The sequence below is a fragment of the Xanthomonas sp. DAR 34887 genome (assembly GCF_041245805.1).
GTDB classification, from domain to species: domain Bacteria; phylum Pseudomonadota; class Gammaproteobacteria; order Xanthomonadales; family Xanthomonadaceae; genus Xanthomonas_A; species Xanthomonas_A tesorieronis.
On record NZ_CP162490.1, the window covers coordinates 5050219 to 5062086 of the forward strand.

General features: G+C 68.8%; 10 protein-coding genes. 5 read left to right on the plus strand and 5 right to left on the minus strand.

Annotated features, from left to right (window positions below; translation table 11 throughout):
* Nucleotides 1-9 precede the first annotated feature (9 nt).
* From AB3X08_RS21530 to AB3X08_RS21545, 4 genes are all read right to left on the minus strand, one after another.
* Nucleotides 10-576: a hypothetical protein gene (locus tag AB3X08_RS21530; RefSeq protein ID WP_369935055.1), complete on the minus strand. Its 567-nt coding sequence runs from the start codon at nt 574-576 to the stop codon at nt 10-12.
* Between the two features lie 272 nt (nt 577-848).
* A complete protein-coding gene (locus tag AB3X08_RS21535) occupies nt 849-2210 on the minus strand; it encodes an AMP-binding protein (RefSeq protein ID WP_369935057.1) in 1362 nt (453 codons plus the stop codon).
* 133 nt (nt 2211-2343) lie between these two features.
* Nucleotides 2344-3360, minus strand: coding sequence for a cytochrome d ubiquinol oxidase subunit II (gene cydB / locus AB3X08_RS21540; protein WP_369935059.1), 1017 nt, complete (start codon nt 3358-3360; stop codon nt 2344-2346).
* Complete coding sequence (locus AB3X08_RS21545) at nt 3360-4760, minus strand: cytochrome ubiquinol oxidase subunit I (protein WP_369935060.1); 1401 nt, start codon at nt 4758-4760, stop codon at nt 3360-3362. The genes cydB and AB3X08_RS21545 overlap by 1 nt, the downstream gene beginning before the upstream one ends.
* 239 nt (nt 4761-4999) lie before the next feature.
* On the opposite strand from AB3X08_RS21545, the gene AB3X08_RS21550 reads away from it, so the two are divergent.
* From AB3X08_RS21550 to AB3X08_RS21570, 5 genes are all read left to right on the plus strand, one after another.
* On the plus strand, nt 5000-7381 hold the full coding sequence (locus AB3X08_RS21550; protein ID WP_369935062.1) for a prolyl oligopeptidase family serine peptidase: 2382 nt from the start codon (nt 5000-5002) through the stop codon (nt 7379-7381).
* A 231-nt stretch (nt 7382-7612) separates the two neighbouring features.
* Nucleotides 7613-8176, plus strand: coding sequence for a hypothetical protein (locus tag AB3X08_RS21555; RefSeq protein ID WP_369935064.1), 564 nt, complete (start codon nt 7613-7615; stop codon nt 8174-8176).
* 42 nt (nt 8177-8218) lie between these two features.
* Nucleotides 8219-9361, plus strand: a complete 1143-nt coding sequence (locus AB3X08_RS21560) for a hypothetical protein (RefSeq protein ID WP_369935066.1) — start codon at nt 8219-8221, stop codon at nt 9359-9361.
* Between the two features lie 302 nt (nt 9362-9663).
* Nucleotides 9664-10563 carry an oxygen-dependent coproporphyrinogen oxidase gene (hemF, locus tag AB3X08_RS21565; RefSeq protein ID WP_369935067.1) on the plus strand — a complete coding sequence of 300 codons (900 nt, stop codon included), beginning with the start codon at nt 9664-9666 and terminating at the stop codon, nt 10561-10563.
* Nucleotides 10560-10829 (plus strand): DUF2164 domain-containing protein, encoded by a 270-nt coding sequence (locus AB3X08_RS21570; protein WP_369935068.1) that lies wholly within the window; start codon nt 10560-10562, stop codon nt 10827-10829. The genes hemF and AB3X08_RS21570 overlap by 4 nt, the downstream gene beginning before the upstream one ends.
* A 125-nt stretch (nt 10830-10954) precedes the next feature.
* Here the strand turns inward: AB3X08_RS21570 and AB3X08_RS21575 are convergent, their stop codons facing one another.
* Entirely contained in the window at nt 10955-11434 is a 480-nt protein-coding gene (locus AB3X08_RS21575) for a DUF421 domain-containing protein (protein ID WP_369935070.1), read from the minus strand.
* Nucleotides 11435-11868 lie beyond the last annotated feature (434 nt).

Below are 11868 nucleotides of genomic sequence, written 5' to 3' on the forward strand. Positions count from 1 at the left end.
GTTCCGCCTTTAGCCGACCAATACCATTTGCACGCACGCGTGAAGAATTTTCTCTTGCGGCTCGCTGGCTTCTCCGCGCGGATAGACCTGCACCCACATTCCAGGGCGTTCAAAAGAGTCGTACATCAATCTTCCGTGCGAAAGCTTCTCACCGCCGAACGGCGCCTGTGGCGGGGAGTCGTAGTAAGAATTGCGCACGAATCCCATCCCCTCGAGTTCGCCCGTGAACCGATCAAAATCCATCTGGCAGATACTGGTCATATCCGGAGATGTCCCCGGAACTTTCGGATCGAAACTGAATTCCATCCCAGGATTGGCCTTCCGCATATTGACCTCGAAACCATGCATCCAGTCAGGCGCGACCTGCTCACCGAATCCATAGCGCCCAGAGCCATCGCTGGCGTAATCCATCTTCACCCCCATTACCTCGCTCAATCGCTGCGGCGTGAACTCGGCAACGCTCTTGCTAGTGCGTATCAAGGCCAACAATCGCGTCAGCATCTGTTCGGCCGTCAACTTCGGAGACGAGGGCGTAGCAGCCTGATCGGCGGCGCCGGGCTTGGCGGACGAGGTCATGGCAGTTTCCTTGACGGGAGTCGGAACGGAAGGCGTGCGCGCAGGGACGTGGGTACAGGCGCCCAGAAGGAGCAAGGCGACGAAAGCAGGAGAAGCGCGATAGCGCATGCGAAACATCCCTGATACGCGGAGCGATGGGTCGAGTATACAAATCGAGGGGTCTAAATCGATTGGCACCGGGCCATCTGGACATTTCCGGTCAATCCACAACCGGCCCGACATGACCTCGATAAGGATCAGCGCCGCGCCATCGCCACAGCGCGGCACACGACTCAGCCTTCGCGCTCCCCAGCCAACAACGCCAGCAACCGGTCGCGCGGCAGCTTGCCGGTCTCGTTGCGCGGCAGGGCGTCGAGCTTGCGCAGGCGGCGCGGCAGGAACACCGGGTCCAGCTCGCGGCGCAGCGCGGCCAGGATCGCGGCTTCGTCCAGGCTCGGCGCGACCACCACGGCGGCGATGCGGCCGACCGCCTGGCCGGGCTCGGGCTCCAGCTGCAGCATCGCGCCATCGACCACGCCCGGCACGCCCAGCAGGCGCCGGGTCAGATCGGCCAGCGAGGCGCGCTTGCCGGCGATCTCCAGCAGGTCGGCCTGGCGGCCGCGGACCTGGAAGCGGCCGTCGGCGCCCACGTCCATCAGGTCGGCCAGCAACACCGGCTGCGGCAGGTGCGGCGCATGCACCAAGGTGCCGTCGGGTTGCGGCGCCACGCGTACGCCGGGCAACGGCGTCCACTGCGCTTCGCAGGCGGTGCGGCGGCTGGCGAACACGCAGGTTTCGGTAGAGCCGAACATCTCGCGCACCTGCCCGCCGAAGCGCGCCTCGGCGGCCGCGGCCAGTTCCTGCGCCAGCGGCGCGGTGGCCGAGACGATGCCGGCCAGCGGCGGCAGGGCGACGCCGGATTCGACCAGCGCGCGCAGATGCACCGGCGTGGTCACCAGCAACCGCGGCGCCGGCACCTGCGCCAGCGCGCGCGCCACGTCCTCGGGAAAGAACGGGCGCCCGGCATGCACCGCCAGCGGCGTCACCAGCGGCAGCAGCACCGACAGCTCCATGCCGTACATGTGCTGCGGCGGCACCGTGGCCACCACCTGCGGTATCGCATCGGTCTCCCACAATCCGACCAGCGCCAGCAGATCCTGGCGGGTGCTGGTCAGGAAGCTGCCCCAGGTCTTGGGATTGGGTTTCGGCGCGCCGGTGCTGCCGGAGGTGAAGCCGATCGCGACCAGCGCATCGGCCGCCAGCTGCGGCATGTCGCCATCCAGGCTCGGCAACGGGTCGGGCAGCTGCCAGTAGCGCGGCGGCGGTTCGGCCAGCGCCATGTCGCCCAGGCAATAGGTGTCGGCATGGCCACGTTGCACCTCGGCCACCACCGCCGGCGCGCGCGAGGACGGCAGCAGCGAGGTCTGCCCGCGCAGCGCGACCGCGCAGAACGCGACCATGAAACGGTAGCGGTCCTCGCACAGGTTCAGCGCATGCCGGCCCGCTGGCAGCGCCGCCGCCAGGCCGCGCACGTGGCCCAGGAACGTCGCCAGATCGATGTGCTGGCCGCCGGCATAGGCCAACGGACGCTGCAGGTCGCCGACGGCGAGGGGATGCAGAAGCGGCGGGGAAACGGCGGACGAAGCGACAGGCATGCGTGGCGAAGGCTCGGCGGGCGACTGGCCCGCAACGGGCAGCGCGAATCGGTAGCTTGGCCGCCGCCGCCGCCGCTGGCAAGCCGGCGGCGCCGTTCACGCGATCGCGGCCATCGGCGCGCCGCCGCAGGACTCAGTGGTGGTAACCGCTGTCGGCGGTGATCTTGCCGCGAAACACCCGGTACGACCACGCGGTGTAGCCCAGGATCACCGGCAGCAACACCACCAGCCCGGCCAGCACGAACCCCTGCGAGGACGGCGGCGATGCCGCATCCCAGATGCTCAGTCCCGGCGGCACGATGTTCGGCCAGATGCCCAGCACCAGGCCGAAGAAGCCCAGCACGAAGAAGCACAGGGTCAGCACGAACGGGCGCGCGTCGCGGCCCTGCGCCATCGCCGCGCGCCACAGCGCGAACGCGTTGACCAGCACCAGCAGCGGCACCGGCGACAGCCACCAGAAATTGCCGCCGTGGAACCAGCGCGCCATGATCCGCGAGTCCAGGAACGGCAGCCAAGCGCTGACCAGGCCCATGAACACCACCACCACCAGCACCAACGGCCGGGTCAGCGAACGGGCGACGCGCTGCATCGGCCCTTCGGTCTTCAGGATCAGCCAGCTGCCGCCGAGCAGCGCGTAGCCGAACACCACCGCCGCGCCGGTCAGCATCGAGAACGGGCTGAACCAGCCCAGCACGCCCCCCAGATACTTGCCGCCCTGCAGCGGCATGCCCTCGACCAGCGCGCCGAGGATCACGCCCTGCCAGAACGCCGCGCACAGCGAGCCCAACGCGAACGCCCAGCCCCACAGATACTTGGAACTGTGCGCCTTGAAGCGGAACTCGAACGCCACGCCGCGGAACACCAGCGCGATCAGCATCAGCAGCACCGGCAGGTACAGCGCCGACAGGATCAACGCATAGGCCTTGGGGAACGCTGCCAGCAGGCCGGCGCCGCCGAGCACCAGCCAGGTCTCGTTGCCATCCCAGATCGGCGCGGCGGTGTTCATCATCAGGTCGAGCTGGTCCTCATCCTCGGCGAACGGGGCGAGGATGCCCAGGCCGAGCACGAAGCCGTCCAGCAGCACGTACATCAGCACGCCGAATCCGATCACTCCGAACCAGATCACCGGCAACACGGTGGCCATGTCCATCAGCGCGTCTCCTCGAGGTCGTCGTCGGCCGCCGAAATCGGTCGCGCCGGCGTCTTGTCGCCGTCTTGCAGCTGCGGCTCGGGCTCGTGCGGCAGCGGCCCCTTGCGCAGCATCTTCAGGATGTACCAGCCGCCGAAGCCGAACACGAAGGCGTACGCGGCCACGTACACGCCCAGCGACACCCACACCATCGCCGGGCTGATCGCGCTGACCGCATCGCCGGTGCGCAGCAGCCCGTAGATCACGTACGGCTGGCGCCCGATCTCGGTGACGAACCAGCCGGCCAGCAAGGCCACGAATCCGGCCGGCAGCATCGCGTTCCAGGCCACGTGCAGCCAGCGACGCCGCAACAGCGTGCCGCGCCACCAGAACCACAGCGACACGAACGCCAGCAGCAGCATGGCCATGCCCAGTCCGACCATGATCCGGAACGCGTAGAATACCGGCTTCACCGGCGGCCGCTCGTCGGCCGGCACCGAGGTCAACGGCGCGATCTCGCCGTCCAGGGTGTGGGTCAGGATCAGGCTGCCCACGCGCGGAATCTTGACCTCGTAGTCGTTGCGCTCGGCTTGCTCGTTGGGCACCGCGAACAACACCAGCGGCACCCCGGCGCCGGGCGCCTCGCCATGCCAATGCGCCTCCATCGCCGCCACCTTGATCGGCTGGTGCTCCAGCGTGTTCAATCCGTGCGCATCGCCGGCGGCGATCTGCAGCGGCACCGCGATCGCGGCGAACGCCACCGCCAGCTTCAGCATCCGGCCCGCCACGTCCACGTGCACGCCGCGGCGCAGGTACCAGCCGCTGACCCCGCCGATCACGAAGCAGGTGGTGATGAACGCGGCCAGCACCATGTGCGCCAGCCGGTACGGGAACGACGGATTGAAGATCACCTCGCGCCAGTGCGCCGGCTGGAACACGCCATCGACGATGGCGTAGCCGGCCGGCGTGTGCAGCCAGCTGTTGGCCGACAGGATCCAGAACGTGGAGATCAGCGTGCCCAGCGCGACCAGGCAGGTGGACAGGAAATGCAGCTTCTCCGGCACCTTGCGCCAGCCGAACAGCATCACCCCCAGGAACGAAGCTTCCAGGAAGAACGCGGTCAGCACTTCGTAGCTGAGCAGCGGGCCGAGGATGTTGCCGGCGCGCTCGCTGAGCACCGACCAGTTGGTGCCGAACTGGAAGCTCATCACGATGCCGCTGACCACGCCCATGCCGAACGACACCGCGAAGATCTTCAGCCAGAAGAAATACAGGTCGCGCCACAGCGTGTCGCGGGTGCGCAGCCAGCGCCATTCCAGGAACGCCAGCCAGCTCGACAGGCCGATGGTGAAGGCCGGGAACAGCACGTGGAAACTGATGACGAATCCGAACTGGATGCGCGAGAGCAGCACTGCGTCCATGGGACGTTCGCTCGTGAAACCTGACTGAGCGTCATTGTCGGCCCGAGGCGGTGAAAATGCGTGTGACGGGTTGTCGCAGGCCGGGATTGGGGATTGGGGATTGGGGATTGGCAAAAGCGAAAAGCCGCTGCGAATCCCCAATCTCGAATCCCCAATCCCGGCCGCCCATGACCAACGGCGCAGTCGCCACGCCATCGCGGCTGCTACCCTCCCCGCTTGCCCGTTCGTCCGGAATCCAGATGCGCCGCGTCCCCTTGTGCCTTGTGTTGCTGTCCCTGTCCTGCCTGGCGCCGTTGGCCGCCGCGCAGGATGCCGCTGCCCCGTTGACGATCGAACAGGCGATGGCCGATCCGGACTGGATCGGGCCGCCAGTCGAGGCGGCGTGGTGGGCCTGGGACGGGCGCCAGGTGCAGTACCAGCTCAAGCGCGCCGGCAGTCCGGTGCGCGACACCTACCGGCAAGGCGTCGATGGCGCCGCCGCGCAGCGCGTCGAGGACACCCAGCGCAGCACGCTGGACGCAGCCGACCCGGTCTACGACGCAAACCGCCAGCGCATGCTGTTCGTGCGCAACGGCGACGTGTTCCTGCGCGATCTGCGCAGCGGCGCGCTGACCCAGCTGACCCGCAGCAACGAGGCCGCTTCGCGCCCGCAGTTCACCACCGACGGCGGCGCGCTGTGGCGGGTCGGCAATGACTGGTACCGCTGGAGCGCCGGCGGCGGCACGCAGCAGGCCGCGGTGCTCAAGGCCGAGCGGGATCCCGACGCCGCGCCCAAGCCCGATGCGCTGCGCGAGCAGCAACTGCGCACCCTGGAGACCCTGGCCCGCGATCGCGCGCAACGCGAACTGGCACGGCAGCAGGAGCAGGCCTGGCGCCGCGCCGACGGCAGCCGCGCGCCGGCGCCGGTGTACCTGGGCGAGGACGTGGCCATCGACGACAGCGCGCTGTCGCCGGACGGCCGCCACCTGCTGGTGGTGACCCACGCCAAGGGCGGCGACGAAGGGCGCGAGGGCAAGATGCCCAAGTACGTGACCGAATCGGGCTACGAGGAATTCCAGGAGGCCCGCACCCGCGTCGGCCGCAACCCGCCGCTGGCGCAGACCCTGTGGCTGGTGGACGTGGTCGCCGGCAGCGCGCGCAAGCTCGACGTCGCGGGCCTGCCCGGCATCGACGTCGATCCGCTGGCGGCGCTGCGCAAGGCGGCCAAGCAGGAACCGCTGAAGGGGCCGCGCGCGGTCCGCGTGGAGACCGACGGCGATGGCGCCGGCCCGGCGCTGCACTGGAGCGCCGACGGCCGCAATGCCGCGGTGATGCTGCGCGCGGTCGACAACAAGGACCGCTGGATCGCCAGCGTCGATCTGGACAAGGCCACCCTGCACAACCGCCACCGCCTCACCGATGCGGCCTGGATCGGCTGGAGCTTCAACGACTTCGGCTGGCTGCCGGACAACCAGACGCTGTGGCTGCTGTCCGAGCAGTCCGGCTACGCGCATCTGTACACCCAGCGCGGCACCGACAAGCCGCGGCAGCGCACCTCGGGCAAATGGGAAGTCTCCGCGCCGGTCGCCACGGCCGACGGCCAGGGCTTCCTGTTCCTGTGCAACCGCAAATGGCCGGGCGACTACGAGGTGTGCAAGCTCGACCTGCGCGACGACCGCCTCAGCGAGCTGACCGCGCTCGACGGCGTGGAAGACTTCGCGCTGTCGCCGGACGGCCAGCAGCTGCTGGTGCGCTATTCGGGCAGCTACCTGCCGCCGCAACTGGCGGTCGTGCCGGTGACCGGCGGCAACGCACGCATCCTCACCGATACGCGCAGCGCCGCGTTCAAGGCGCGCGACTGGATCCAGCCGCAGTACGTGCAGGTGCCGTCCAAACACGGCGCCGGCGTGGTCTGGGGCAAGTATTACGGCCCGCAGCATCCCGAACCGGGCAAGCGCTACCCGATCGTGATGTTCGTGCACGGCGCCGGCTACCTGCAGAACGTGTCGGCGCGCTACACCCCGTACTTCCGCGAGCAGATGTTCCACAACCTGCTGGTGCAGAAGGGCTACGTGGTACTCGACCTGGACTACCGCGCCAGTGCCGGCTACGGCCGCGACTGGCGCACCGCGATCTACCGCAACATGGGCCATCCGGAGCTGGAGGATTACCTGGACGGCCTGGACTGGCTGGTCGCCGACAAGCAGGGCGACCGCGACCGCGCCGGCATCTACGGCGGTTCCTACGGCGGTTTCATGACCTACATGGCGCTGTTCCGCAGCCCCGGCACGTTCAAGGCCGGCGCCGCGCTGCGCCCGGTCGGCGACTGGAGCCAGTACAACCACGAGTACACCGCCAACATCCTCAACACGCCCGAGCTGGACCCGGAGGCCTACCGCACTTCCTCGCCGATCGAATACGCCGCCGGCCTGCGCGACCACCTGCTGATCGCCCACGGCATGATCGACGACAACGTGTTCTTCCGCGATTCGGTGAGCATGAGCCAGAAGCTGATCGAGCTGCACAAGGACAACTGGGAGATCGCCCCGTACCCGCTGGAGCGGCACGGCTTCACCCGTGCCGACTCGTGGCTGGACGAATACAAGCGAGTGTTGAAGCTGTTCGAGCAGCAGCTGAAGTAGGCCTGTTTGCGGCTGCAAAGCGGTCGCGGCTGAAGCCGCTCCTACCGGGGACTCCTGCGCAACGCGGGGCCTGTTGTGGGAGCGACTTCAGTCGCGACGCGCAGAGCGCCGGCATCCCGGTCACCGACGGGCGAAGCGTTGCTGCCGGCTTGCGCCGGCAGCAACCCGCCCTATCCTTGCCGAACGCTTCGCGGCCCCCCCCGCATGCCGCTCCCCACCGAAGGACCGCCGATGCCGCCACCGCCCCTGCCCGCCGCGCGCAATCCGATGATCGACTCGATGGCGAAGATTTCGCTGGTGATCGGCGTGGTCTGGTTGCTGTATGCGCTGGGCCAGCTCGTGGTGCTGGCCGTGCTGCCCGCTGGCGCGCTGCAAGGCGTGGTCGTGCGCATCGGCATCTCGCTGCCGGCGCTGCTGCAATGGTGCCTGGATCATCTGTTCGCGCTGTCGCTGCTGTCGGCGCTGTTGGCGCTGCTGTTCTGCGCCGCCGCCTGGGGGTTGCTGCAACGGCGCGAATGGGCCCGCCTGAGCTTCGTCGCCTTCCTGATCGTCACCGGCCTGGCCAACTTCGTCAGTCTGCCGGTGCTGTGGCAATTCTTCGCGGCGCTGGAGCAGGTGCTGCCCGCAGCGATGCGGCATACCGCCGAAGGGGCGCAGTTGCTCGATCAATTGCAGACCGGACGCATGATCAGCATCGCCACCGCCGCGGTGACCGCGCTGGTCTTCGCCGCACTGCACGGCTGGATCGTCTACCAACTGTACCGGCCGGCGATCCGCGCCGAATTCCGCAATTGATTCCACCCGCCGGCATCGCGCCGGCTTCGAAAAGGATTTCCGATGACATCGCATTGGCCTAAGGCCTGCCCTGCATTGCCGAGCGCGCCGCCAGCCGGCGTCACGCGGCTTGACCCGGCCGCCAGCGGCGCAACAGCGAACGGCGGCCTGCCCGACCCAACGCGGCCTGCCCGGGAGCGGAGCACACGCCCTGGCCGCTTCCTGGCCGCCGCCCTGTTCGCGCTGGCCTGGTTCGGCATCGCCGCCCGCGCCGATGCCGCGCCCGCCGCTCCCGTCTGCGGCCTTTACGTCGACGGCGCGCAGAACGCGCTGTACCTGGAAAGCGCCGACAGCGCGCGGCTGGAACCCGAGCAGGACACGCCGCGGCGCTTCCACTTGCTGCGCGAACGCGATGCGCTGCAGCTGTTCGACCTGGACAGCGGCCGCAGCGAGCGCTACATGCTCTCGGCGGACGCCGCCGAAATCCGCGCAGCGGACGGTACCGTCTACCGTCGCGCCAGCACCGCCAGCTGCGTCGCGCCCGTCCCGGCGGCGACAGCGGCGATCGCGCAGTGCCAGGCGGACCTGCCGGCCTGCGCGCAACGGCTGGCGCAAGGCGACCGGGCGCACGCCGCGGCGCTGTGCGGGCCGCAGCTGCCGTTCGCCTGCCGTGCGCTGCTCGATCCCGCACCTAAGACGACCGCCGCGACCGCCGCGACCGCCCAGGTCGATGCGGCCCTGCAGCCCGAAGCCGTGTGCCAGCGCAGCGCCTCTCCGCAGATCTGCACTGCGGCGGCGGAACGGCAGTGGGACGACGGCCAGTTCCTGCGGGCGAAAGCGCTGCTGGAACAGGCCTGCGCCCTGTCCGATCCGGTGGCCTGCGGCCGCACCACCGCACTGGAGGACGTGGACGCGGCGCTGCTGCAGTCGCCGCCGGCCACGCGGCTGCCATGCGGCCGCTTCATCGCCCCGATCGGCGATGGGCTCAGCCTGCAGTTTAGCGACGACGGCAGCGTGCGCGACGGCACCGGCGCCGTGATGGAAGCGCGCCTGGAGCACGGCCAGGTCGCGCTGCGCCAGCAGGATGGACAGCAATGGCGGCTGCGCCCGCTCGGCGCGAAGCTGCTGCTCGGCCTGGATCGCGCACACCGCTTCATGGTGTTCTTCGGCGACGAGGGCGGGCACTGCGCGGCCATGGCGCCCTAGGCGTCTCATCTATCCCCAAGCAGCTCGCGCCACCGCCGCGCATGCGTGTCCCCGTCGGCGCCGACACGGCTCAAGCGTGGCCCTGCGGGGTGCCAACGCGGCCTATTCGGACATGGGCGACGCGCCCTAGGCATGCGGCACCGGGCGGTCCGGAAACGCGCCCGGGCGCCCAGCCAGCCGCGGCGCCAGGCCTCGACGCTTGCACGCAGCGCACGCCAATGCGGTCTTCCGATCGCGTTAACAGCCCCCGGCGATCGGCACGCAATAATGTCCGACACGCCGCCTGACTGCCTACCGCCCCCATGACCGAGTTCGACCGAGTACGCGATTACCTGACCGGCCTGCAGGACCGTATCTGCGCCGCCATCGAGGCCGCCGACGGCCGCGCCCATTTCGCCGAAGACCTGTGGCAGCGGGCCGAAGGCGGCGGCGGGCGTACCCGCATCCTGCGCGACGGGACGCTGTTCGAGCAGGCCGGGATCGGCTTCTCCGACGTATCCGGCACGCGCCTGCCGCCCTCGGCCAGCGCCAACCGCCCGGAACTGGCCGGCGCCTCGTGGCGCGCCACCGGCGTGTCGCTGGTGTTCCATCCGCACAGTCCTTACCTGCCCACCACCCACGCCAACGTGCGCTTCTTTCGCGCCGAGCGCGACGGCCAGACCGTGGCCTGGTGGTTCGGCGGCGGCTTCGACCTGACCCCGTACTACCCGTTCGACGAAGACGTGCGCCACTGGCACCGCACCGCGCAGGCGCTGTGCGCGCCGTTCGGCGAAGACCGCTATGCCGCGCACAAGCGCTGGTGCGACGAGTACTTCTTCCTCAAGCACCGCAACGAGACGCGCGGCGTGGGCGGGCTGTTCTTCGACGACCTGCACGCCGACTTCGAGCGCGACTTCGCCTACCAGCGCGCGGTCGGCGACGGTTTCCTGGACGCCTACCTGCCGATCGTCGAGCGCCGCCGCGCGCTGCCGTGGGGCGAGCGCGAGCGCGAGTTCCAGCTGTACCGGCGCGGGCGCTACGTCGAGTTCAACCTGGTCTACGACCGCGGCACGCTGTTCGGCCTGCAGAGCGGCGGGCGCAGCGAGAGCATCCTGATGAGCCTGCCGCCGCGGGTGCGCTGGGAATACGGCTTCCAGCCCGAGCCGGACAGCGCCGAGGCGCGCCTGGCCGAGTACCTGGTGCCGCGCGACTGGCTGGCATGAGCCGCGCGCCGTCGCCGTCGGGCGTGCTGGGGCGCGAGGACAAGGCGCGCATCGCCGAGCAGCTGCAGCGCTATCTGCGCGAGGAATTGCAGCAGCAGATCGGCAGCTTCGAGGCCGAATTCCTGCTCGACTTCGTCGCCGAACGCATCGGCGCGCATTTCTACAACCGCGGCCTGCAGGATGCGCGTGCGCAGCTGGCCACGCAGTGGGACGCGCTGGACGACGCGCTGTACCAGCTCGAGCAGCCGACCGAGCCGCGCCGCTGACCCGCGGCGCCGCTTCCTGTAGGAGCGGCTTCAGCCGCGACCGGGCCTTGCCGGGAACGTCCAGGTCGCGGCTGAAGCCGCTCCTACAAGGGAGCTACAGCGACCGAGCCCACGTGGGCTCCCGCTCAGCCACCCTTGCTGCTGACGATGGTGATGTGGCCGTTGGTCTCCAGCAGCGCCAGCTTGACCTCGTCAAGCTGCAGGCAGCCCTGTTGGCGCATCGCCGCCTCGAAGTCGGCGTTGCTGACCAGTTCGCGGCGCAGCACCTGGCGAAATATGTGGCCATCGCGCGCCAGCACCACCGGCTCGCCTTCGATCAGGCGTTCGGCGCGTTCGCTGCGCGAGGTGACCAGGCCGACCCCGAAGTTCAGCGCGATCAGCGTCGCCGCCAGCAACAGGCCGCCGCCCAGCGAGGTGTCCTCGCCCAGCAGCGCGTTCTGCACCGCATTGCCGAGCAGCACGATCAGCAGCATGTCGAACGGTGTCAATTGCCCCATCGCACGCTTGCCGGATACCCGCACCATGGTCAGCACCGCCACATACACCGCCACCGCGCGAAAAATGAATTCCCACCACGGCATCGATAGATGAAAAAGATCGGGCATCGCGCGGCTCGCAGATGGATGGTTGCGCCCCGGCGTGTGCCGGCGGCGATGGCGCTGGACTGGACTTGAACTTTTTCGCAGGCAATAAAAAGCCCCGCGGACCAGGGGGAGGTCGGCGGGGCCAGGGAACGGAGACTTGGGGAGGAGTCGCCGTTCCTAGATCTGCTCCAGGGGATGGGAGGAGATCCGCGACAGGTATTGCGCCTGTCGAGGGATATAAAACCATTTTGCACCTTGCTAGTTCGTGAAGATTTTAGTTAAAAATTCATAGAATTAAGGGCTGATTCATTCACGAAATCCAGCGCAACGCAAGGTTCCAGAAACAGCTGCTTTTTATAGACGGAACCATGCGCAAGAACGCGGCGAACGCGCGCTTGTGATGCGGAGTGGATCTCGAAACCGTGCGCTGTTCGCCGGTTTGGTGCATGGATGCT

Coding starts and splice junctions, on each gene's coding strand:
- AB3X08_RS21530 (WP_369935055.1), bottom strand. CDS start 576: ATGACCTCGTCCGCCAAGCCCGGCGCCGCCGATCAGGCTGCTACGCCC.
- AB3X08_RS21535 (WP_369935057.1), bottom strand. CDS start 2,210: ATGCCTGTCGCTTCGTCCGCCGTTTCCCCGCCGCTTCTGCATCCCCTC.
- cydB (WP_369935059.1), bottom strand. CDS start 3,360: ATGGACATGGCCACCGTGTTGCCGGTGATCTGGTTCGGAGTGATCGGA.
- AB3X08_RS21545 (WP_369935060.1), bottom strand. CDS start 4,760: ATGGACGCAGTGCTGCTCTCGCGCATCCAGTTCGGATTCGTCATCAGT.
- AB3X08_RS21550 (WP_369935062.1), top strand. CDS start 5,000: ATGCGCCGCGTCCCCTTGTGCCTTGTGTTGCTGTCCCTGTCCTGCCTG.
- AB3X08_RS21555 (WP_369935064.1), top strand. CDS start 7,613: ATGCCGCCACCGCCCCTGCCCGCCGCGCGCAATCCGATGATCGACTCG.
- AB3X08_RS21560 (WP_369935066.1), top strand. CDS start 8,219: ATGACATCGCATTGGCCTAAGGCCTGCCCTGCATTGCCGAGCGCGCCG.
- hemF (WP_369935067.1), top strand. CDS start 9,664: ATGACCGAGTTCGACCGAGTACGCGATTACCTGACCGGCCTGCAGGAC.
- AB3X08_RS21570 (WP_369935068.1), top strand. CDS start 10,560: ATGAGCCGCGCGCCGTCGCCGTCGGGCGTGCTGGGGCGCGAGGACAAG.
- AB3X08_RS21575 (WP_369935070.1), bottom strand. CDS start 11,434: ATGCCCGATCTTTTTCATCTATCGATGCCGTGGTGGGAATTCATTTTT.